We start from the raw sequence: 20,097 nt of genomic DNA, 5'->3' as shown, positions 1-20,097 counted from the left end.
AAATTAGAGCCCTCCCCGTTAAAGTATTCATATAAACTATTTTGAATAAGTTACTCCCCAGCTGTGTAAATACATAGTTATGAGAAATTTATTTTTACTTTTTGGAGCTACGTTCTTTATTACAAGTATGTATGGCCAAGTAGGTATTGGCACCACTAGTCCCTCTTCGGCATCAATGTTGGAAATTAGCAGCACCTCGGACGAAGGCGTCACCTACAAAGGATTGATGCCACCACGCGTGCCCAGCATCGCCGCCCGCAATGCAATTGTTCCCAATATTTCGGATGTTGGATTATTGGTTTTTGTAATGAATAAAGGAAATGGCGAAGCCGGTCTTCAAATATGGAATGGCGAAGGCTGGATTGAAATTATCTCCATTACCATTCCCTCTCCTGAAATTTGGATAAATGAATTTCACTATGACAATGCAGGAACTGATATAGGCGAATTTATTGAGATTGCAGGACCAGCCGGACTTAATTTAAATAACTTTTCACTTGAGTTATATAATGGAACTACAGGTACCAATTATAATACCGTACAATTAAGTGGTATTATTCCAAATGATATGAATGGCTTTGGAATCCTATCATTTGATATCTCGGGTATTCAGAACGGACCCAAGGATGGCATCGCTGTTGTAAAGAATGGGGTGGTAATTCAATTTTTAAGCTACGAGGGCACATTTACAGCAACCGGAAGCAATGCTAACGGAATAACCTCAACAGATATTGGTGAGTACGAACCCGAATCTAATCCTGTAGGCTATTCACTCCAACTTACAGGAACGGGAAATTCGTATAACGATTTTTTATGGAATGCTCCGTCCGTAGATACTCCCGGAGCTTTAAACACAGGCCAAATATTCAATTAACTACAAAAACTTCTTCTTTAAATCTGGAGTTGGAATCATACACTCATCCCTTTTACCAAACCATTTATAGCGGTTTTTGGCGATATAATCATAGACTGCATTTCTGATGAATTTTGGCACAACCATAAATCCAAAAAGTAGGGGATAAGCGCCTGAAAGGTATTTGGCTATACGAAGCGCCGCGGAAGATTTCTCGTAGTGTTTTTCGCCATCAATAAGAATGATGGAATCTACTTTTGAAGTATCTATATTGAATTTTGAAATTAGCTTTTGTCCAATTTCACTTTGAAGCGCAGCGAATTTGAAAACGTTCCTTTTATCACGCTCTATAATAAAAGTAACCGCGCCGTTACAAAGATTGCAAACGCCGTCAAAGAGTATTATTTTGTGATTGTTATTCATATTCTTTAAAAAAGCACCAAAAAACAAATCCCAAATAATACTCAATTTTGAAAAATTTAAAGGATTGAAGTTTATTTTGTTTTTTTCTTTTTTGAAATTTCAATTTTGTTTTTTATTTGGAATTTAGTGTTTGTGATTTGGAATTTTAAAAGCTATACTTTTTCCAGTTCCTCCAAACTTACATTTGTAGTAAACATCCCGTAATTCACGATTGCTTTATTCTTCTCAATAGTATCAATCGTTCCGATAGCTCGACCATCAATCATACGTACTCGGTCGCCAATTTTAAGGATAACTTTCGGTTTTGGTGGGGGTAACTTTTTAGCCTTTTCTTTTTCCTCTTTCTTTCGTTCGCGAATTACTTCCACCTTTTTTTCAACTTCCTGTATTACCTTTTTTTCTTTGGCTTTTACAGCTTTTTTAACCTTAGGTGCCAGCTTTTTGCGTTTGCTGTTCTCAATCATCACTAATCTCATCAATTCATCAATCAGCTGCTTTTTCTGCTTGTTGTTGAAATATTTTTCAGAAAGCACATCTACTTTTTTACCCAAACTGATTAGCTTTTGGTTGGCATCAAACAATTCCTGATAGCTTTCCAGTTTTTCTTGAACACGCGCATTAATTTCCTCCAACTGCTTACTCTCTATTCGTGCCTTTTGTTCTTCCGTTTTTAGCGATTCCGAGGTTTTTCGAAGATTAGATCGCTCTTTTTGAAGATTCGCGATAGTCTTGTCAAAACGTACTTTGCCGCGTTCAATTTTCTTTTTTGCCTTATTGATCAAACTGTACGGGATACCATTTTTTTGTGCAACTTCAAAGGTGTAACTGCTTCCGGCTTCCCCGAGATGCAGCTGGTACAATGGTTCCAACGATTTATTGTCAAACTGCATATTCGCATTTATAGCGTGCGGCAGCTCGTTTGCCAATAATTTTAAATTTGTATAATGGGTCGTGATTATTCCAAACGCTTCGCGCTCATAAAAAACCTCTAAAAATGTTTCAGCCAAGGCACCACCGAGTTCGGGATCGCTACCGGTTCCAAATTCGTCAATTAAAAAAAGTGTTTTTTTGTCGCACTTCTTTAAAAATTGATTCATCTTTTTTAACCGGTAACTGTAAGTACTCAAATGGTTTTCGATAGATTGATTATCACCAATATCTGTTAAAACCCTTTTAAAAAAACACATTTCACTTTGCGGTTCTGCCGAAATCAATAAACCGCTCTGCAACATTACCTGCAACAAACCTACCGTTTTTAAAGTAATACTCTTACCGCCTGCATTGGGTCCAGAAATCACAATAATTCGCTTCTCAGGCAATAACTCAATATGCTGCGGAAATGTTTTTTCTTTTCGTTTGTTATTTGAAACCAACAATAGTGGATGATACGCCTTTAAGAGCGAAATCTTCTTCTCTGAGACCAAAATTGGTAAAACGCCGTTTATTTTTAAAGCATATCTCGCCTTGGCGTAAAGTACATCCATCGTTATCAAATATTCCTGATAGCTTGCTAAAAGTGAAGCGTGCGGACGTACAAATTCGGTCATTGCCTTTAAAATTCGCTTTATTTCTTCATCTTCCTCGTAAATTAGGTTGCTTAATTCGTTTGCATAATCCAGTGTTTCCTGTGGTTCAATATAAACAATGCTTCCTGTTTTTGAACTGCCCAGAACTGCGCCTCTTACTTTTTTTCGATGCATTGCCTTAACTGCCAAAACGCGTCTATTTTCAACAACAGACTCACGAATTTCGTCTAAATAATCGTTTTGGGAATACTGTGAGAGCGCCTTGGTGAACGACGAATTTATCTTGCCTTTAACCACGTTCAACCTTCTGCGAATGGCGCCGAGCTCGGTAGAAGCTTCGTCTTTAATCTCACCGTACTTATCTACGCGTTTGTTTATTTCCTCAGAAAAAATTGATGTGTAATTTACTTCTTCAGAAAAAGAATTTAAATGGACATAAAACTCTTCATATTTTTTAAAGAATTTCAATAAAATACGCGTAGTTTCTGAAATTGACAGAATTTTTCGAAATCCGGAAACTTCCAAGGTACTGTTTTCTATATCCAACATTCGAAGTTCACGAAAAATAGGTTCGAAACCGTGATTTGGAATATGATTATCTCCCTCAAACGAAGCTGTAAATTCTTTAACGCGTTGTAATTCTGGCGCAATCTCATCAAAATTCCGAAAAGGTGTAATTGTAAAAACCTTTTCACGTCCAGGTTCGGTTACGCAAAATTCGGCAACCTGTTTTAGCACGGAGGGAAATTCCAGATCTTCTAAAGTTTTATTGTCTATACGGGCTTTCCGCTTTATTTCCATTAATTTTACTTTTTTCAGCAATCATGCAAAAGTAAGGATAATGAAGCTAACAATTGAGCCCGAGTGGCGGGCTATTTTAACAGAGGAATTTGAGAAACCATATTTTAAAAATTTAATTGAATTTGTAACAGCAGAATATGCTGCGGCAACCTGCTTTCCTCCAATCAATCAGATATTTTCAGCCTTTAACTACATGTCTTTTCAGGAAGTAAAAGTTGTGATAATAGGGCAGGACCCATATCACGGTTTCGGGCAAGCCCATGGTTTGTGTTTTTCTGTGGGTGAAAATGTAAAAATTCCGCCGTCCCTAAAAAATATTTTTGAAGAAATAAGAAGCGACATCGGCACACCTGTGCCAGAAAATGGACACTTGGTGCGTTGGGCAAAACAAGGTGTTTTAATGCTTAATGCAACTTTAACGGTTCGGGAAGGACATGCCGGAAGCCATCAAAAAAAAGGTTGGGAGAAATTTACAGATGCCGTTATAGAAAAACTTTCAGAAGAGAGAAGCGGTTTGGTGTTCTTGCTTTGGGGTGGCCCTGCCAAAAAGAAAGGCGCTAAAATAGATACCTCAAAACATTTGGTGCTGAGTAGTGGGCACCCGTCGCCATTGGCCGCTAATAGAGGCTATTGGTTTGGGAACAAACACTTCAGCAAAACAAATGAATTTTTAAAAAATAAAGGAGATACTCCAATTGAGTGGTAAATAGTAAGAAAAGAAATGGGGATATTTCTTGTTCTTATTCTTCTTCTGGAATTTCGGACTCTGTAGCATCGTTACAGCTAAACTGCAACAACAAAAAATTTGTGACTAACAACGCCCCCAGAACGATTAAAAAAGTAGTCATAATAGTTGTTTTTATATAAACAAGATGCAATTATACAGCTAGGGTTGCGTAAATATTAAGATATTTTTTAGAATTGATGTAAGATGCTGGTTTCCTGAATATTATTTTCAATTAAATCTAATTCAACGAGTTTTTCTTGAATATTTTCCAGTTCTTCTGAAGTTAATTGGGTGTTGCTCCACGAGGTAAGTGACAACCATTCCCGAACGTCTTCAAGTTTTTGGCCGTATCGTTCTGCAATCATTTCATCTATTTGTGGAATTTGTTTAAAGGTTTTGGTGGTTTTATTTATAATTTCCAAAATAGCCTGTACGCTTTCTTCATTTTCCAGTAAAACCTCATTGTGCACGGCGATAACAAAACTAGGCCAGGGCGTGGGAGATTCGCCAATTAAACGAAAAGTGCCATTATCTACGTGTGGTTTGGTCATAAACTTTTCCCACATAAAATAATCGCCTTTTCCTTTTGGCAGCCCTTCCAAAGCGCCTTCCAAATCCTGAATTACTTCAAACTTTAAATCGGTTTTTAAATTCCAATCGTGGTTTTCGGCATTTACATACGCCATTAAATGCGAGCCAGACCCGTAGCGACTAATGGCTGCGTTTGTACCCTTTAAGTCTAAAACCGCTTCAAAATCTGAATTGGCAGCAACGTGAATTCCCCATAACAAAGGCGATTTTACAAAAACCTGAACTATTTTACTATCGTTGCCATTAATGATGTCGCGTACAATTCCTTCGGTGAGAATTACGGCCATATCAATTTCCCTGTTGCGCAAAGCATGCGCCATTGCACCGGTTCCGCCGGGATAATCCTTCCAACGGAGGTTAATACCTTCTTTTTGAAATTCCTTATTGCGCAACGCGATATACCAAGGAAGGTTAAAATGTTCGGGGACACCACCAATTAAAAAATTCCTCATTCTGAAATTTTTCGAAGTGTGTATTGAATAAGGGCATCAATGGTTCTAGGGGCATTTTCGCTAAAGGTTCCCGATGCCCGATTAGCCACAATGGCATTCATAGAAATTGCTCGATGGCCCAATAGTTTTGCCATTCCGTACATGGTGGCGGTTTCCATTTCTAAATTTGTTATTCTTTTCTTTTTGTATCTAAAGGAGCTAAGTTTTTCGTTTAGATTTTCATCTTTCAATTTTGCGCGAAGCACGCGGCCCTGCGGTCCATAAAACCCCACATTGGTAATAGTTATACCCTGAAGTGTTTTTTGTTCCTCTCCATCCGTTGTTGAGGAACTAAGTTTTTTAAGCAAGCTTTTATCTGCTTCCACTGCGTACGGCACCGAATTATCTGGGTTCCATTGGGTATGATCTATAAAAGACTGGGCAAAATCGCGATTAAAAATTTTGTCTGTTTTATCGTAATAATGCATCACATTATCCAAACCAATTCCCAAAGTACTGATTAAAAAGCGATCAACTTCTACTTCGGGCGTTAAACCACCCGAGGTACCTATTCTGATAATATCAAGCGATGTAAGTTTTTTTTTGATTTGCCGTTTTTCAAAATCTATATTCACCAACGCATCAAGCTCGTTAAAAACAATGTCAATATTGTCGGGACCAATTCCCGTGGAAATAACACTTATTCGCTTTCCCCTATACGTTCCTGTATGTGTTTTAAATTCACGGTGTTGGGCGGTACATTCAATAGTGTCAAAATATTTTGAAACCATTTTTACCCGGTCGGGATCGCCAACGGTTATAATAGTTGGGGCCAATTGCGAAGGTGCAAGATCTAGATGGTATATTTTACCTTCGGGCGTTAATATTAGCTCACTTTGTTTGATTGTATGTCTCAAATTTATCTAATTTTTTAGCAGAAACGAATTGCAACAATTCCCGTCATATTATCCGCCAACCCGTTTCACTTTAAATCCTTTATCCTTTAAAAATTGCATGATTTTATCGCGATAATCGCCTTGAATAATAATTTGTTCATTTTTAAAACTGCCACCAACACTAAGCAACTGTTTTATTTCTTTTGAAAGTATTTTAAAATCGTGGTCCGCACCATTATATCCCTCTATAATTGTTATGGGCTTACCTTTTCTTTTTTCGTATTTACAAAGCAAAGGTTCGTCTTGAAGCCAAATTGAAGGTTCCTTCTTTTCAACAGGAACTTCACTCGGTTCGTGATCGGGAAAAAGATTTTTTAATTGGTCTTCTAAAGAATTCAATGTGTGTTTATTTTGAAGGTTTAATTCGAACGTGCCCTATCAGCAGTGGTTTTAAGGTGAATCTACTGTTTACTTTTTAATTAGTCCTATCTCTACCAATCGCTGGTGCAAAAATTGGCCTGCGGTTATATCTTCATACGCTTTAGGATGTTCATCGTCTATACATTCTGCTAAGCAGTTTAATTTCATATCGCTACGAGGGTGCATAAAAAATGGAATGGAATAGCGCGGGCTGCCCCATTGTTCGCGGGGTGGATTTACCACGCGGTGCACAGTAGATCGGAGTTTATTGTTCGTGAGTCTTTCTAGCATATCGCCAACGTTTATAACCAGTTCATCTTCGTTCGGAATTGCATCTATCCATTCCCCATCCTTTCTCAAAACTTGAAGTCCGCCGGCAGAAGCCCCCATTAATAAGGTAATAAGATTTATATCTCCGTGCGCTCCAGCACGCATGGCACCTTTAGGTTCTTCGGTAATTGGCGGATAGTGAATAGGTCGTAAAATACTGTTGCCATTTGCAGCCCAGTGGTCAAAATAAAACTCGTCTAAACCTATATATAGTGCCAAGGCACGTAGTACATAAACTCCGGTTTTTTCGAGCATTCTATAGGCCTCCATCCCCGTACTGTTAAAGTCCGGGAGTTCCTCTACTATTACATTGTCAGGATATTTTTCAGATAAATTGGCATCATCTGATGCCTCTTGCCCAAAATGCCAAAATTCTTTTAAATCGCCTTCTTTTTTGCCCTTGGCATGTTCCTTTCCAAAAGACACATAACCGCGTTGGCCTCCAAGACCGGGAATTTCATATTTTTCTTTGGTTTCAACCGAGAGCGCAAAAAAAGCTTTTATTTCTTTGTACAACTCTTCTACCAATTGCTCACTGAGAAAATGATTTTTAAGCGACACAAAACCAATATCTTCGTAGGCGGCGCCAATTTCATCAACAAACTTTTGCTTCCTTTTTGGATCATCAGAAATAAAATCGGCTAAATTTACACTGGGTATATTATTCATGGTTTGAATTTTAGTTTACAAATATACCAAATTACCAAAGTTTTTCCGAAGATAAAATTTCCTTTAATAATCCTTGTTACAATGGGTTTTTTTCTACTTTTGATACAGCAAATTTTTTATGATGAAACCAGACACTTCCCCCCAAATTTTCTTCGATTATAATCGAAAAGACCTTGATGACGACACTTTACTAAAACTGTATCGCGGTATGTTGAAGCCTAGGCTAATAGAAGAAAAAATGCTTATACTTCTGCGCCAAGGAAAGGTTTCAAAATGGTTTAGCGGAATTGGGCAAGAGGCCATTTCAGTGGGGATAACAGCTGTTTTAGAAAAAGACGAGTACATTTTACCAATGCATCGAAATCTTGGTGTTTTTACAATGCGCGATATCCCGTTGCACCGACTGTTTTCGCAATGGCAAGGAAAAGCAAACGGTTTTACGAAAGGACGCGACAGAAGTTTTCACTTTGGAACGCAGGAATTTCATATCGTAGGAATGATTTCGCATTTAGGGCCCCAGTTTGGCGTGGCAGATGGAATAGCACTGGGAAACAAATTAAAAGAAAACAATAAAGTATGCGCCGTATTTACGGGGGAAGGAGGAACGAGTGAAGGCGATATTCACGAAGCTTTAAACGTGGCTTCGGTATGGCAATTACCGGTGCTCTTTTGTGTAGAAAACAATGGGTATGGTCTCTCAACGCCTACTAATGAGCAATACAACTGCGAAAATATTGCAGACCGCGGAATAGGCTATGGCATGGAATCCCATATTATTGAAGGAAATAATATCCTGGAAGTTTATACCAGATTAAAAGATTTGGTTGAGAGTATGCGTACCAATCCACGGCCTATTCTTTTGGAGTTTAAAACATTTAGAATGCGTGGCCATGAAGAGGCTAGTGGTACTAAATATGTACCAACTAACTTAATAGATGAATGGGGCTTGCGCGATCCGCTCACAAATTTCGAAAATTATTTGTTAGATGAAGGGGTGCTTTCCGAAGTAAAGATTGAAACTTTTAAAACCGAATTTAAAAACGAAATTGATAAAAACCTCGACATTGCATTTTCTGAACCAGCGATTGAATTTAACAAAACAATCGAATTAAATGATGTTTACAAACCTTTTGAATATCAGGAAATTGCAGAAAAACAAAATAAAGAAAACATTCGATTAATCGATGCTATTTCCCAAGGATTAAAACAATCTATGGAGCGCCATGACAACCTTATAATTATGGGGCAGGATGTGGCAGAATACGGCGGGGTATTTAAAATTACAGAAGGTTTCGTGGAGCAATTTGGAAAAGAGCGCGTTCGTAATACACCAATTTGCGAATCGGCCATAATATCCACTGGAATGGGGCTTTCAATAAACGGATTTAAAGCCGTTGTAGAAATGCAGTTTGCAGATTTTGTTACTTCTGGTTTTAATCCTATAATTAATTATTTGGCAAAAAGTCATTACCGTTGGAACGAAAATGCCGATGTGGTAGTTCGTATGCCTTGCGGTGCTGGAGTAGGAGCGGGGCCATTTCACAGCCAAACCAACGAAGCTTGGTTTACGCATACTCCAGGTTTAAAAGTGGTTTATCCAGCCTTTCCGTATGACGCAAAAGGATTATTGGCTACAAGTATTGAGGATCCTAACCCGGTTCTGTTTTTTGAGCACAAGGCCTTGTATAGAAGTATAAGGCAGGATGTACCTACAGATTATTTCACCTTACCCCTTGGAAAAGCTTCACTTTTAAAGCAAGGGGAAGCTATAACTATCATATCATACGGTGCTGGGGTACATTGGGCTTTGGAAACTTTAGAGCAACAACCAGAAATTAAAGCAGACCTCATAGATTTGCGAACACTAATGCCATTAGATACAGAAGCTATATACAAATCTGTTAAAAAAACAGGGAAGGTAATTATACTTCAGGAAGACTCGATGTTTGGTAGTATGGCTTCAGATATATCGGCCTTAATTATGGAAAATTGCTTCGAGTATTTAGACGCTCCTGTTAAGCGAGTAGGCAGCTTGGAAACGCCTATTCCTTTTGCAGCAAATTTAGAAGCAGGCTATCTTCCTAAGGAAAAATTCAAAGAAATTCTACTGGATTTATTGTCTTACTAATAATTTAACATTCCTTGTTAAACTTTAGATAAAGGCTAATGCTAGCATAGAATAGTTATTTAATTTAGTGCCATACTAATCATTAAAACCATTAACTATGTTACGTTGGATCGTTATTTTTCTAGTCATTGCAATTATTGCAGCAGTTTTTGGATTTGGAGGCATCGCAGAAGGTGCAGCCGATATCGCAAAAATCATTTTTTACATTTTTATAGTGCTATTGGTACTTTCACTTCTATCTAGACTTTTTAGAAGATAGGCACTACTTAACCAATTTTAAAAAAATCAAAACTTATGAAAAAACTCCTCATTTTGGCTGTTATTGCAGCCACAACATTCGCTTGCGGTACACCGAAAACCGTACAGGAATCTCGAAAAGTAATTAAAGGATATTGGTCCTTAGACAATATTTCGTACGACTCATCGGGTACGTTTAATGTAACCCTATTTAACGATACCTCTGTGGAGTGTATGGAAGGTAGCTCTTGGAGATTTATTCCAAATAACAATACCGGTAATTACACTATTAATAATTCTAACTGTCCTACAGGGGAACGTAATTTTATATTTACAATTCAAGAAATTGACCCTGCTTCCGGACTGTATGATTTTCTTTTAAAACCTACAAATGCCAAAGGAAAATCCGAAACCAATGCCGGGTATAGATTGCGTTTAGCTCAGCTAGGCGAATCCTCAATGCGTTGGGAACAAACGGTAAGTTTAGACGGCAAGCCTTTTAAAATTAATATGAACTTCTCTAAAATACAGGAATAATAATTATGAAAACATTTAAAAATATTATAACAGTAGCCTTAGCTTTTACCTTTGTAGTAAGCTTAACAAGTTGCGAAGCCACTAGAAATGCTAATAACAAGCAAAAGGGCGCCGTGATTGGAGCCGCAGGTGGTGCCGTTTTGGGAGCCATACTTGGTAACAACGTTGGTAAAGGTGGTAATGGCGAAATTGGTGCCGTTATTGGCGGTGTAGTTGGAGGTACGGCTGGAGTACTTATCGGAGCCAAAATGGATAAGCAAGCGCAGCAAATTGAGCAAGAAATTCCAGGTGCTCAAGTAGAACGTGTTGACGATGGTATTGTAGTAACTTTTGACGAAAATAGTGGTGTTTATTTTGATACCGCGAAATACAATATTAATGCCAATTCACAAGCCACATTAGATAAATTGGCCAATGTTCTTAAAGAGTACAAAGACACCAATGTATTGGTGGTTGGGCATACTGATAGCGTAGGTGCAGATGAAATGAACATGACGCTTTCTAAAAACAGAGCCCAATCTGTTACTAATTACTTTGTTCAAACCAAAGGATTAAGCGCAAGTAGATTTACAACAAACTGGTATGGAGAAACCGCACCGGTAGCCGATAATTCTACTGCCGAAGGACGTGCCAAAAACCGTCGCGTAAACCTTGCTATTGTACCCAATGAAAAAATGAAGCAAGAAGCTCAACAGGAAGCTGGCGAGTAATAATAAATTTAATTTAAAAAGATCCCGTACCATTTTTGGACGGGATTTTTTATTTAGCTTTAAACCTAGATGGCTAAAATGAATAAATGGGACGTAATTATAATCGGTGGAGGACTTGCAGGCCTAACTACAGCACTTCACCTTGCCAATAATAATTGCGCTGTTTGCTTGGTTGAAAAAAACGAATACCCAAATCATAAGGTTTGTGGCGAATATGTGAGCAACGAAATTTTGCCGTATTTAAAAACATTAGGCGTGAATCCGTTTTCCGTTGGCGCGAAAAAAATTTCACAGTTTAAAATTACGGACGTTGATGGAAATTCCATTGCAGCTTCTTTACCTCTCGGTGGGTTTGGCATTAGCAGATATACGTTTGACGATCTGCTTTATTCGGCTATAAAAAGTAAAGTTCAAGTGCTGCTTGATACAGTTGAAACAGTTAATTTTAAAGAAAACCATTTCAAAATTACCACAAAAACAAAACAAATCTTAACAGCAGATTTCGTTGTAGGTGCCTATGGAAAACGTTCTAATCTCGATTCATTTTTAAATAGAAAATTTATGCGGCAAAGTTCGCCATGGCTGGCGGTGAAAGCGCATTACAATTATGATTTTCCGGAAGATACCGTGGCACTGCACAATTTTAACGGCGGCTATTGCGGCTTAAGCAAAACTGAAAGCAATGCTGTAAACGCCTGTTATTTAACAACTTTTAAATCGTTTAAAAAATATAAGAACATAGATGATTTTCAAAAATTGGAAATGTCGAAAAATCCGTGTTTACATAATTTTTTTACCCGTGCAACCCCACTGTTTAAAAAGCCTTTGACTATTAGCCAAATAGCATTTCACAAAAAGAATCCGGTTGAAAACCATATTTTTATGGTTGGCGATAGCGCTGGGCTTATCCATCCACTTTGCGGTAACGGAATGGCGATGGCAATAAAAAGTGCAAAAATTTTTTCTGAAATCTTTTTGAAATATTATCGAAAAAATAATTTCAATCGCCGTGATATTGAAATTGCATACGCCAAATGTTGGAAGCGCGAATTTGAAAGCAGACTTACCGCCGGAAGAACCATTCAACGAATTTTAATGAATCCAGTTGCTTCAAAAATAGGGTTTGCAGCAGCCAAGGCACTTCCGCAATTGCTGCCATTAATTATTAAAAAAACGCACGGAAAAACAATTACATGATAACTTTCAGCAATAAATATAGATCGCAGCAACCAGAGGTAATGGATAGTCTCGATTTTAGAGGTCCCAAAATGAAGGATCTCTTAAACGATTTAAAAATGGTAAACAAGTGGTTGGGAGGCAACAAAATCACCATAGACGCCCTACATATATTATTGCGAAATCGTGACAAAACGGCAAAAATCACCATAGTAGATTTGGGTTGCGGCGATGGTACAATACTTCGAAAATGCTCCGATTTTGGCAAAAAGTACAACTTCAACTTTGACTGTATAGGTTTAGACTTTAACGAAAACATCCTCCAGTTTGCCAAACAGCACAGTAAAAATTATACAAATATAAAATATCTAAAAGTTGATGTTTTTTCAGAAGAAAATTTAATTCCAAATTGCGATATTGCAATGTGCACACTATTTCTGCACCATTTCAGCAACAATAAAATTGAATACCTCTTAAAAACCCTATTAAATAAAGCGCAAATTGGTTTAATAGTGAACGATTTGCACAGAAGTAAGCAGGCCTTTACACTGTTTAAAATAGCGAGTAAAGTGTTTTTAAAAACGAAAACAGCCCGACACGACGGCTTAGTTTCGGTTGCAAGAGGCTTTAAAAAGGAAGAATTAAAACGGATTTCAAAAAATATTCCAAACCAGCAAAGTAGTATTCACTGGCGATGGGCTTACCGCTATCAATGGATACTCAAAAAAGAACTATGAGCGTAAAAATAGTAAAAGTTGCAAAACAACTACCTAAATACAGTCGGGAAACCGCAGAGATAATTCCGTTTGTAGAACAATGGATGCAGCATAAAGACAGGCGATTTCAAAGAAAAGTGATAAAAATTTTTGAAGGTGCAAACGTAGATAAACGCTATTCTATCATGGATCCGCTGGAAGTTTTTACCAACCCGAGTTTTGAAGCCCGAAACGATATTTATATTCGTGAAATTACGAAACTGGGAAAAGGCTGTTTAGAAAAAGCGTTACAAAAATCGGACTGGCAACCAACAGACATTGATTTTATAGTTACCGTAAGTTGCACGGGCATTATGATTCCTTCGGTAGATGCATATTTGATAAACGAACTTAAAATGAAACAAGATATAGTTCGTTTACCGGTTACAGAAATGGGGTGCGCGGCTGGAATATCCGGAATAATTTACGCAAAGAATTTTTTAAAGGCCAACCCCGGAAAACGGGCAGCCGTAATTGCTTTGGAAGCACCCACTGCCACCTTTCAACTCACAGATTTTTCAATGGCCAACATTGTAAGTGCCGCAATTTTTGGCGATGGCGCGGCCTGCGTGTTATTGTCCTCAAAAACAGAAGATAGCGGTCCAGAAATTCTTGCCGAAGAAATGTATCATTTTTACGACGCCACAACTTTAATGGGTTTTAAGCTGGTAAATACAGGCCTACAAATGATTTTAGACAAAGAAGTTCCCGAAAAAATAGCAGCGCATTTTCCTGCTATTATACATCCATTTTTGGAAAAGCACAATTTAAATATTGAAGCTATCAATCACCTAATTTTTCATCCCGGCGGACGGAAAATCGTAGAAACGGTGGCAGATTTATTTGGCAAATTGGGTAAAGACATAAACGATACCAAAGAGGTACTTCGTCTGTATGGCAATATGAGCAGTGCCACTGTACTCTATGTTTTAGAACGATTTATGGATAAAAACCTACCCGCGGAAGATTTGGGATTAATGCTCAGTTTTGGTCCAGGATTTTCGGCGCAACGCGTGTTGTTAAAATTTTAATTATGAGTGATTTTAAAGGCTATTGGGCAATAATTTTGGGCGGAAGTAGCGGTCTAGGTCTTGCCAGCGCCAAAAAATTAGCGGCAGAGGGAATGAATATTTGTATTGTACATCGCGATCGGAAAAGCAATTTACCCGCTTTTGAAAAGGAAGTCGATACCATAAAGGCGCACGGCGTTTTAGTAAAAACTTTTAACAAGGATGCCTTAAACAAGCAGGTGAGAGAAGAAATTTGTAATGAATTTCCAAAGCATAGCGTAAAAGTTCTATTGCACAGCATAGCCAAAGGCACTTTAAAAACAATGCATAGCCAGGACGACAATATACTCACAAAACAGGATTTTGAAATTACAATTCACGCTATGGCAATTAGCTGGTACGAGTGGGTACAAACATTATTGGCAAACAACGCCTTTACACCCAAAGCGCGAAACCTCGCTTTTACAAGTGAAGGAAATATACGCGTGTGGCCAGGATATGCGGCAGTTTCAGCAGCAAAATCGGTTTTGGAATCTTTAATGCGAAATATGGCCGTAGAATTGGCTCCTTTGCACATTACCAGCAATTGTATTCAAGCAGGAACTACCGATACACCTTCATTTTTGGCCATTCCAAATAGTAAAAAACTTGCCGAAATGGCAAAATATCGTAATCCATTTAACAGGCTTACGAACCCGAACGATGTAGCAAATGCGGTGCTTTTAATGTGTAAGCCAGAGGCAGATTGGATTAATGGCACCGTAATAAAAGTTGATGGTGGTGAAAGTTTAAGATAACATAACCCAAGTTAAAACCATAAATATTTCGAATTTGAAATCTGAAGAAATAATAGCAAAACTACCGTATTCCGAGCCTTTTTTGTTTGTAAACAACATACAATCTGTTTCGGCCGAGGGTATATGCGGCACCTATTTTTTTGGTGGAAATTCCTACTTTTATAAAGGTCATTTTAAAAATAAGCCCGTTACCCCTGGGGTTATTTTAACCGAATGTATGGCGCAGATTGGCTTGGTTTGCTTTGGAATATTTCTTTTTAACGAAAATCAAATTTCGGGGCATTCTAATTTTGCACTCAGCAATACCCAAATAGATTTTTTCGCACCGGTATTTCCCGAAGAAACAGTAAAAGTAATTTCTGAAAAAATATATTTTAGGTTTAATAAATTAAAATGCAATGTAAAAATGCTGAATAGCAAAAATGAAATTGTGGCAAAAGGTACTATTAGCGGTATGCTTTTAAATGAAACAAACCTTATATGAAAAATCGTGTGGTAATAACTGGTTTAGGGGTAGTAGCACCAAATGGAATAGGGCTTACTTCTTTTTCCGAAGCCATCAAATCTGGGGCATCAGGCATTACTTTTTTTCCTGAGTTGCGCGATTTAAACTTTTCGTGTCAGCTGGGCGCTAAACCTTATATTTCCGAAGAAAAAAAGAGAGAATACTTTTCAGAATTACAACTTCGTAACTTTAATAGCAGCGGTATTTTATATGGTGTAATTGCGGGTATGGACGCATTAAAAGATGCCAAAATTACACCCGCAAATCCTGAGGAAGATCCCCTATGGGATTTAGGGATAATCTTCGGAAGTGGCACCAGTGGAGTTGAAAAATTCCGGGAAGCCATTAATAAGATTGATGCTAAAAATGTTCGCCGTTTGGGAAGCACCTCGGTAGCGCAAACCATGACGAGCGGCGTGAGTGCGTATTTGGGTGGCCTCATTGGCGCGGGAAATATGGTAACCGCAAACTCATCGGCCTGCGCAACAGGTACCGAAGCGCTTTTAATGGGCTATGAACACATTGCAAATGGTATGGCAAAATTTATGCTTTGCGGTAGTACAAGCGATTCCGGCCCTTATCTTTGGGGTGGGTTTGACGCAATGCGTGTTACAACCTATAAACACAATCAGGAGGCAAATAAGGTCGCTGGTCCAATGAGCAGCGAGGCAAGCGGGTTTATTCCGGGCAGTGGTGCCGGTGCGTATTTACTAGAATCATTAACAAGCGCGCAAGAAAGAGGGGCTACTATTTATGCCGAAATTTTAGGTGGAGCGGTAAATAACGGCGGACAAAGAAACGGGGGAAGTATGACGGCTCCTAACAGTGTAGCCGTTCAGAAATGTATTAAAGATGCCTTACAGAACGCAGGCGTAGCTACCGATGATATTGATTATATAAACGGGCATTTAACGGCGACTATTAAAGATCCCGACGAAATTAAAAATTGGAGTCTAGCCTTAAATAGGAGGGGAGCGAAGTTTCCGTATATAAATTCACTTAAAGGAATGATAGGCCATTGCTTGGCTGCCAGTGGAAGTATTGAGATTGTTTCGGCAATACTTCAGTTGCACGAAGGGTTTGTGTTTCCAAATGTGAATTGTAAAAGAATACATCCGGAGATTGACGCGTTAATTGCTTCCGAAAAAATTCCGAAGCAATTGCAAAGAGTGCCCCTAAAAATAGTTGCAAAAGCCAGTTTTGGGTTTGGTGATGTAAACGCTTGTGCTATCTTTAAGAAAATTTAAATTACCTATGACTTCCAACGAAATATACGAAAAGCTCGAACCAATAATTATTACGTATTTGCCGGAGGATGTGGCGCCAAAGGCAGTAAATAAAGCCAGCGATTTAACCCGTGAATTGAATATAAATTCTGCGCATTTGGTTGATATTGTTTTGGATATAGAGGACGCTTTTAATATTGAATTCAAAAACGAGGATATGGAGCAACTTCGCAGTATTAATGATGCAATCTCCTTGATACAACAAAAAATTTCAGGTTAATAAAATGTTTTCATTTTCACAGAAAATTCAATTTTTGTTAAACCCGTATTTATAAGCCGTTAAATTGCGTTAAACCTATTGGCGACCCATTTCAAATTTATTAAATTAAAAAGTAAAAAATTTGAAAATCATGAAAAACGTAGTAGCAGTATTATTTCTATTTATAAGTATTTCGGCCTTTTCACAGGATCCATTTCTTCAAAAGTCTAGTCCTGAGGTGGAAAAAGAAGCTAAGGTAATTACAAACAAATATCTTCCCGAACTCGGAATGACGGGACAACAGGTATTATTGTTTCAACAAAAAGTAGCCGAGTTTTTAATTCGAAAAAATAAAATTGAAACCGAATTAAACGGAAAAGAAAAGCTTAACGCTCTTTATAAACTTCAAGTAGAGGAAACCGCAGAAATGAATGATATTTTAACGCAGCCCCAAATGGAAGTTTACAAAAAAGTTAAGCCTAAATTTCAACCTTTGGAAAAAATAGAAACTGAGTAATTACTTATTTTTTTCAATAAATTTTTCGTTCTCAGTATTACTTTCAATATCGGGCTCAGTGCCACTTGGCGTACTCTGCTTTAAACCTGCAGACTCTACTCCAAAGAACTCCATAATTTCTGGTGGATTGTCAATTTGCTTCGTCCGCTTACCCATAATAGCAATTGGTCTAGAAATAACCGAATCGTTATTTTGAATAATTTTTAGCCAATCATTCGAGTTAAAATTAGCAGTGCTTTCAGTGTCTATATCTAATTGGCGCTTGTCTACCAAATCGCCAATTTTAACCCCTAATGAATCTGCAATTTCTGCCCATTGGGTATCGGCTACTTTGGTTTTTGCCAAATCTATTGCCAAATAACGAGCATCTATTCCGGTTAAATAACTTAAGGTATGTATTCCCACACGGGTGTTGCTGCTGTAAATTAAGGTAAGTTGGTTTTCATCTCGTGCTATTACTCCCATATTTTTCATACTATTAGTGTGCTTTCAGTTTTTCTTTTCTTTTTTGAAGTTGTGATCTAAGTTCAGTTATTACTTTAGCAACCGAAGCTTCAAAAGAGGCGCTAGATGTTTCTGCGAAAATAGTAGCGCCCGGCATACTTAAGCGTACGCTACAGATTTTTCCCTTTTCAGGGTTAGAAGAGTTTTCCTTTTTAAAATATACGTCTCCACTAATTATAGAGTCGTATTTAGTTTCAATTTTATTCAGTCTTTCGGTAACAAAATCTTCCAATCTTTGGCTAGCCGCTACCTCGTGATACTCGAAATTTATCTTCATAATCTATTGGTTTTTATTATCAAATTTAAAGATACAATAGCATAAAAACCACACCAAACTTTTAATATGATTTTGTGAAATTAATCTTCATTAACCACCGGCGGATTGGGGTCTGAAATTACCATTGAGGCTACAATACCTGCGGCTAGGGATAATCCGATTACACCCAACGAGAGCCATTCGGGTATTTCAACATTGTGGGAGAGTATCATTTTTACGCCAACAAAGGCCAAAATTACCACCAGACTATAATTTATAAACCTAAATTTGGTAAGCATTCTTGAAATTAAAAAATACATAGAACGCAGCCCTAATATTGCCAAAATATTTGAGCTAAAAACAATAAATGGATCTGCGGTAATTGCCAGAATTGCAGGAATACTATCCAAGGCAAAAAGTATATCGGTAAGTTCAATAATTATTAAAGCAACAAATAGCGGGGTTGCCGCGCGAATTCCCATTCGTTTTATAAAAAATTTATCGCCGTCCATTCTGTAACTTACGGGGAATAGTTTTTTCATAAAACGGAACATTTTAGATTTTTTGGGGTTAAACTCCGTTTCCTTATGCGTTAGCATTCTAAATGCTGTAAATAGCAGGAAGGCACCAAACACGTATATTATCCAGTCGAATTTATTGATTAAGGCAACGCCAAAAAATATCATTAACGCCCTAAAAACAATAGCCCCCAAGATTCCATAAAACAACACTTCGTGTTGGTATTTCTGTGGAATTGCAAACGATGAAAATATTACTGCAATTACAAATACGTTGTCTATACTCAGCGAAAGCTCAATTAAATAGCCGGTAATATATTTAAGCGTTGCTACATCCGGAGTTAAATTTGTTGGGTTTTCTACGAGCCCTTCTTTAAAAAGCCAATAAATTACTCCTGAAAATCCAAGGGCTAAGGTTACCCAAACAGTAGTCCAAATTGCGGCTTCCTTTGTTTTAATAACGTGGGGAGTACGGTTAAAAACCCCTAAATCTAACGCCAAGAATAAAATAATAAACCCAATAAAAATTCCCCAAACAACCATAAATTAAAATTTTGCACAAAATTAGGAGGAAAGTACCTTTAAATATGATATGGAAATGTTAATAATTAGCAACTGCGTTAAATCTTCATTAAATTTTTTTTCCGCTAAACGAAAGCCATTACATTTAAAACAAAAAATATGAAAAATAGTACTACCGTAAACAAACAAACCCCTACAGAGCATCCTATTTTAGATAGCATTAAAAATAGATGGAGCCCGCGAACCTTTGCAGATACGCCAATTAGTGAATCGGATGTTCAGGTGTTGTTAGAAGCGGGGAGATGGGCGCCAAGTTCTTCCAATATTCAGCCTTGGCGTATAATCTGGGGTATAAAAGGTACCGAAACGTACGATAGAATTTTTGATTGCTTAGACGAATTTAATCAGAGCTGGGCAGGAAATTCACAGGTTTTATGGATAAACGCCTTTAAAAAAACAATGAAAGACGGTACTAAAGAAAACTTTCACGCGCTTCACGATTTGGGACTCTTTATGGGGAATGTAATTCACCAAGCAAACAGTATGGGGATTGCCTCACACCAAATGGCCGGATTGCAATTTAAAAAGGCGCAAAGTGAATTTAACTTTACCGAGGATTACCACGTGGCAACTGCCGTGGCTTTTGGCTATTACGGCGGTAGCTTAGATAATTTACCCGAAGATCTACAACGGCAAGAAGAGCAAAAAATGCGTAAAAGAAAAAATATTACTGAATTTGCGTTTAACGGAAATTTTAAAAATAACAGCTAATT

General features: G+C 37.8%; 24 protein-coding genes. 15 read left to right on the top strand and 9 right to left on the bottom strand.

Features of this window, described 5'->3' with window-relative positions:
* Window positions 1-79 precede the first annotated feature (79 nt).
* Complete coding sequence (locus tag VZD24_RS07585) at window positions 80-874, top strand: phage tail-like protein (RefSeq protein WP_342686400.1); 795 nt, start codon at window positions 80-82, stop codon at window positions 872-874.
* On the opposite strand, the gene VZD24_RS07580 is transcribed toward VZD24_RS07585, so the two are convergent.
* Both VZD24_RS07580 and VZD24_RS07575 read right to left on the bottom strand, forming a co-directional pair.
* Window positions 875-1,276, bottom strand: coding sequence for a thiol-disulfide oxidoreductase DCC family protein (locus tag VZD24_RS07580; protein WP_342686708.1), 402 nt, complete (start codon window positions 1,274-1,276; stop codon window positions 875-877). It abuts the gene before it with no gap.
* 152 nt (window positions 1,277-1,428) lie between these two features.
* The gene (locus tag VZD24_RS07575) at window positions 1,429-3,603 is read right to left on the bottom strand and encodes an endonuclease MutS2 (RefSeq protein ID WP_342686399.1); all 2,175 of its coding nucleotides are present in this window, start codon (window positions 3,601-3,603) and stop codon (window positions 1,429-1,431) included.
* Between the two features lie 40 nt (window positions 3,604-3,643).
* Between VZD24_RS07575 and ung the strand changes: the two genes are divergently transcribed.
* A complete protein-coding gene (gene ung / locus VZD24_RS07570; protein ID WP_342686398.1) occupies window positions 3,644-4,309 on the top strand; it encodes a uracil-DNA glycosylase in 666 nt (221 codons plus the stop codon).
* 209 nt (window positions 4,310-4,518) lie between these two features.
* Here ung and VZD24_RS07565 read toward each other — a convergent pair whose 3' ends face one another.
* The 4 genes from VZD24_RS07565 to VZD24_RS07550 all read right to left on the bottom strand — a co-directional run bounded on the left by VZD24_RS07565 (window position 4,519) and on the right by VZD24_RS07550 (window position 7,667).
* Complete coding sequence (locus VZD24_RS07565; protein WP_342686397.1) at window positions 4,519-5,373, bottom strand: substrate-binding domain-containing protein; 855 nt, start codon at window positions 5,371-5,373, stop codon at window positions 4,519-4,521.
* Entirely contained in the window at window positions 5,370-6,269 is a 900-nt protein-coding gene (locus VZD24_RS07560; protein ID WP_279447948.1) for a nucleoside phosphorylase, read from the bottom strand. The genes VZD24_RS07565 and VZD24_RS07560 overlap by 4 nt, the downstream gene beginning before the upstream one ends.
* A 48-nt stretch (window positions 6,270-6,317) precedes the next feature.
* Window positions 6,318-6,647 carry a translation initiation factor gene (locus VZD24_RS07555; protein WP_342686396.1) on the bottom strand — a complete coding sequence of 110 codons (330 nt, stop codon included), beginning with the start codon at window positions 6,645-6,647 and terminating at the stop codon, window positions 6,318-6,320.
* Window positions 6,648-6,716: 69 nt separating this feature from the next.
* Window positions 6,717-7,667 (bottom strand): isopenicillin N synthase family dioxygenase, encoded by a 951-nt coding sequence (locus tag VZD24_RS07550; protein ID WP_342686395.1) that lies wholly within the window; start codon window positions 7,665-7,667, stop codon window positions 6,717-6,719.
* Between the two features lie 118 nt (window positions 7,668-7,785).
* On the opposite strand from VZD24_RS07550, the gene VZD24_RS07545 reads away from it, so the two are divergent.
* The 12 genes from VZD24_RS07545 to VZD24_RS07490 all read left to right on the top strand — a co-directional run bounded on the left by VZD24_RS07545 (window position 7,786) and on the right by VZD24_RS07490 (window position 17,524).
* Window positions 7,786-9,795, top strand: coding sequence for an alpha-ketoacid dehydrogenase subunit alpha/beta (locus VZD24_RS07545; protein WP_342686394.1), 2,010 nt, complete (start codon window positions 7,786-7,788; stop codon window positions 9,793-9,795).
* 97 nt (window positions 9,796-9,892) lie between these two features.
* Entirely contained in the window at window positions 9,893-10,054 is a 162-nt protein-coding gene (locus VZD24_RS07540; protein WP_237602869.1) for a DUF1328 domain-containing protein, read from the top strand.
* A gap of 35 nt (window positions 10,055-10,089) precedes the next feature.
* On the top strand, window positions 10,090-10,569 hold the full coding sequence (locus tag VZD24_RS07535; protein ID WP_342686393.1) for a lipocalin: 480 nt from the start codon (window positions 10,090-10,092) through the stop codon (window positions 10,567-10,569).
* A gap of 5 nt (window positions 10,570-10,574) precedes the next feature.
* The gene (locus VZD24_RS07530; RefSeq protein ID WP_342686392.1) at window positions 10,575-11,279 is read left to right on the top strand and encodes a YiaD family glycine zipper/OmpA-like lipoprotein; all 705 of its coding nucleotides are present in this window, start codon (window positions 10,575-10,577) and stop codon (window positions 11,277-11,279) included.
* A gap of 69 nt (window positions 11,280-11,348) precedes the next feature.
* Complete coding sequence (locus VZD24_RS07525; RefSeq protein ID WP_342688781.1) at window positions 11,349-12,476, top strand: NAD(P)/FAD-dependent oxidoreductase; 1,128 nt, start codon at window positions 11,349-11,351, stop codon at window positions 12,474-12,476.
* The gene (locus VZD24_RS07520; protein WP_342686390.1) at window positions 12,473-13,192 is read left to right on the top strand and encodes a methyltransferase domain-containing protein; all 720 of its coding nucleotides are present in this window, start codon (window positions 12,473-12,475) and stop codon (window positions 13,190-13,192) included. Before VZD24_RS07525 ends, VZD24_RS07520 begins: the two co-directional genes overlap by 4 nt.
* Complete coding sequence (locus tag VZD24_RS07515; protein ID WP_279447958.1) at window positions 13,189-14,241, top strand: type III polyketide synthase; 1,053 nt, start codon at window positions 13,189-13,191, stop codon at window positions 14,239-14,241. The genes VZD24_RS07520 and VZD24_RS07515 overlap by 4 nt, the downstream gene beginning before the upstream one ends.
* Window positions 14,242-14,243: 2 nt before the next feature.
* A complete protein-coding gene (locus tag VZD24_RS07510) occupies window positions 14,244-15,017 on the top strand; it encodes an SDR family oxidoreductase (protein ID WP_279447959.1) in 774 nt (257 codons plus the stop codon).
* Window positions 15,018-15,051: 34 nt separating this feature from the next.
* Window positions 15,052-15,501: a 3-hydroxyacyl-ACP dehydratase FabZ family protein gene (locus VZD24_RS07505; protein ID WP_279447960.1), complete on the top strand. Its 450-nt coding sequence runs from the start codon at window positions 15,052-15,054 to the stop codon at window positions 15,499-15,501.
* Complete coding sequence (locus tag VZD24_RS07500; RefSeq protein WP_342686389.1) at window positions 15,498-16,769, top strand: beta-ketoacyl-[acyl-carrier-protein] synthase family protein; 1,272 nt, start codon at window positions 15,498-15,500, stop codon at window positions 16,767-16,769. The genes VZD24_RS07505 and VZD24_RS07500 overlap by 4 nt, the downstream gene beginning before the upstream one ends.
* Window positions 16,770-16,776: 7 nt before the next feature.
* Window positions 16,777-17,028: an acyl carrier protein gene (locus VZD24_RS07495; protein WP_279447962.1), complete on the top strand. Its 252-nt coding sequence runs from the start codon at window positions 16,777-16,779 to the stop codon at window positions 17,026-17,028.
* Window positions 17,029-17,158: 130 nt separating this feature from the next.
* Complete coding sequence (locus tag VZD24_RS07490; protein ID WP_279447963.1) at window positions 17,159-17,524, top strand: hypothetical protein; 366 nt, start codon at window positions 17,159-17,161, stop codon at window positions 17,522-17,524.
* Here the strand turns inward: VZD24_RS07490 and VZD24_RS07485 are convergent, their stop codons facing one another.
* The 3 genes from VZD24_RS07485 to VZD24_RS07475 all read right to left on the bottom strand — a co-directional run bounded on the left by VZD24_RS07485 (window position 17,525) and on the right by VZD24_RS07475 (window position 19,345).
* A complete protein-coding gene (locus tag VZD24_RS07485; RefSeq protein WP_342688779.1) occupies window positions 17,525-17,998 on the bottom strand; it encodes an arsenate reductase family protein in 474 nt (157 codons plus the stop codon).
* Between the two features lie 4 nt (window positions 17,999-18,002).
* Window positions 18,003-18,305 carry a ribosome hibernation-promoting factor, HPF/YfiA family gene (gene hpf / locus VZD24_RS07480; RefSeq protein ID WP_279447965.1) on the bottom strand — a complete coding sequence of 101 codons (303 nt, stop codon included), beginning with the start codon at window positions 18,303-18,305 and terminating at the stop codon, window positions 18,003-18,005.
* An 80-nt stretch (window positions 18,306-18,385) separates the two neighbouring features.
* A complete protein-coding gene (locus tag VZD24_RS07475) occupies window positions 18,386-19,345 on the bottom strand; it encodes a TerC family protein (RefSeq protein WP_279447966.1) in 960 nt (319 codons plus the stop codon).
* A 138-nt stretch (window positions 19,346-19,483) separates the two neighbouring features.
* On the opposite strand from VZD24_RS07475, the gene VZD24_RS07470 reads away from it, so the two are divergent.
* Window positions 19,484-20,095 carry a nitroreductase family protein gene (locus VZD24_RS07470; RefSeq protein ID WP_342686386.1) on the top strand — a complete coding sequence of 204 codons (612 nt, stop codon included), beginning with the start codon at window positions 19,484-19,486 and terminating at the stop codon, window positions 20,093-20,095.
* The last annotated feature ends 2 nt before the right edge of the window (window positions 20,096-20,097 follow it).

This window comes from Aequorivita flava, assembly GCF_038742595.1.
In the GTDB taxonomy this organism is placed as follows: domain Bacteria; phylum Bacteroidota; class Bacteroidia; order Flavobacteriales; family Flavobacteriaceae; genus Aequorivita; species Aequorivita marisscotiae.
The sequence above is the reverse complement of the archived record's forward strand: the minus strand, read 5'-3'. Positions and strand labels throughout refer to the sequence as shown.

Coding starts and splice junctions, on each gene's coding strand:
- VZD24_RS07515 (WP_279447958.1), top strand. CDS start 13,189: ATGAGCGTAAAAATAGTAAAAGTTGCAAAACAACTACCTAAATACAGT.
- VZD24_RS07495 (WP_279447962.1), top strand. CDS start 16,777: ATGACTTCCAACGAAATATACGAAAAGCTCGAACCAATAATTATTACG.
- VZD24_RS07535 (WP_342686393.1), top strand. CDS start 10,090: ATGAAAAAACTCCTCATTTTGGCTGTTATTGCAGCCACAACATTCGCT.
- hpf (WP_279447965.1), bottom strand. CDS start 18,305: ATGAAGATAAATTTCGAGTATCACGAGGTAGCGGCTAGCCAAAGATTG.
- VZD24_RS07545 (WP_342686394.1), top strand. CDS start 7,786: ATGATGAAACCAGACACTTCCCCCCAAATTTTCTTCGATTATAATCGA.
- VZD24_RS07500 (WP_342686389.1), top strand. CDS start 15,498: ATGAAAAATCGTGTGGTAATAACTGGTTTAGGGGTAGTAGCACCAAAT.
- VZD24_RS07490 (WP_279447963.1), top strand. CDS start 17,159: ATGAAAAACGTAGTAGCAGTATTATTTCTATTTATAAGTATTTCGGCC.
- VZD24_RS07475 (WP_279447966.1), bottom strand. CDS start 19,345: ATGGTTGTTTGGGGAATTTTTATTGGGTTTATTATTTTATTCTTGGCG.
- VZD24_RS07580 (WP_342686708.1), bottom strand. CDS start 1,276: ATGAATAACAATCACAAAATAATACTCTTTGACGGCGTTTGCAATCTT.
- VZD24_RS07485 (WP_342688779.1), bottom strand. CDS start 17,998: ATGAAAAATATGGGAGTAATAGCACGAGATGAAAACCAACTTACCTTA.
- VZD24_RS07565 (WP_342686397.1), bottom strand. CDS start 5,373: ATGAGGAATTTTTTAATTGGTGGTGTCCCCGAACATTTTAACCTTCCT.
- VZD24_RS07530 (WP_342686392.1), top strand. CDS start 10,575: ATGAAAACATTTAAAAATATTATAACAGTAGCCTTAGCTTTTACCTTT.
- VZD24_RS07510 (WP_279447959.1), top strand. CDS start 14,244: ATGAGTGATTTTAAAGGCTATTGGGCAATAATTTTGGGCGGAAGTAGC.
- VZD24_RS07540 (WP_237602869.1), top strand. CDS start 9,893: ATGTTACGTTGGATCGTTATTTTTCTAGTCATTGCAATTATTGCAGCA.
- ung (WP_342686398.1), top strand. CDS start 3,644: ATGAAGCTAACAATTGAGCCCGAGTGGCGGGCTATTTTAACAGAGGAA.
- VZD24_RS07520 (WP_342686390.1), top strand. CDS start 12,473: ATGATAACTTTCAGCAATAAATATAGATCGCAGCAACCAGAGGTAATG.
- VZD24_RS07575 (WP_342686399.1), bottom strand. CDS start 3,603: ATGGAAATAAAGCGGAAAGCCCGTATAGACAATAAAACTTTAGAAGAT.
- VZD24_RS07525 (WP_342688781.1), top strand. CDS start 11,349: ATGGCTAAAATGAATAAATGGGACGTAATTATAATCGGTGGAGGACTT.
- VZD24_RS07550 (WP_342686395.1), bottom strand. CDS start 7,667: ATGAATAATATACCCAGTGTAAATTTAGCCGATTTTATTTCTGATGAT.
- VZD24_RS07470 (WP_342686386.1), top strand. CDS start 19,484: ATGAAAAATAGTACTACCGTAAACAAACAAACCCCTACAGAGCATCCT.
- VZD24_RS07585 (WP_342686400.1), top strand. CDS start 80: ATGAGAAATTTATTTTTACTTTTTGGAGCTACGTTCTTTATTACAAGT.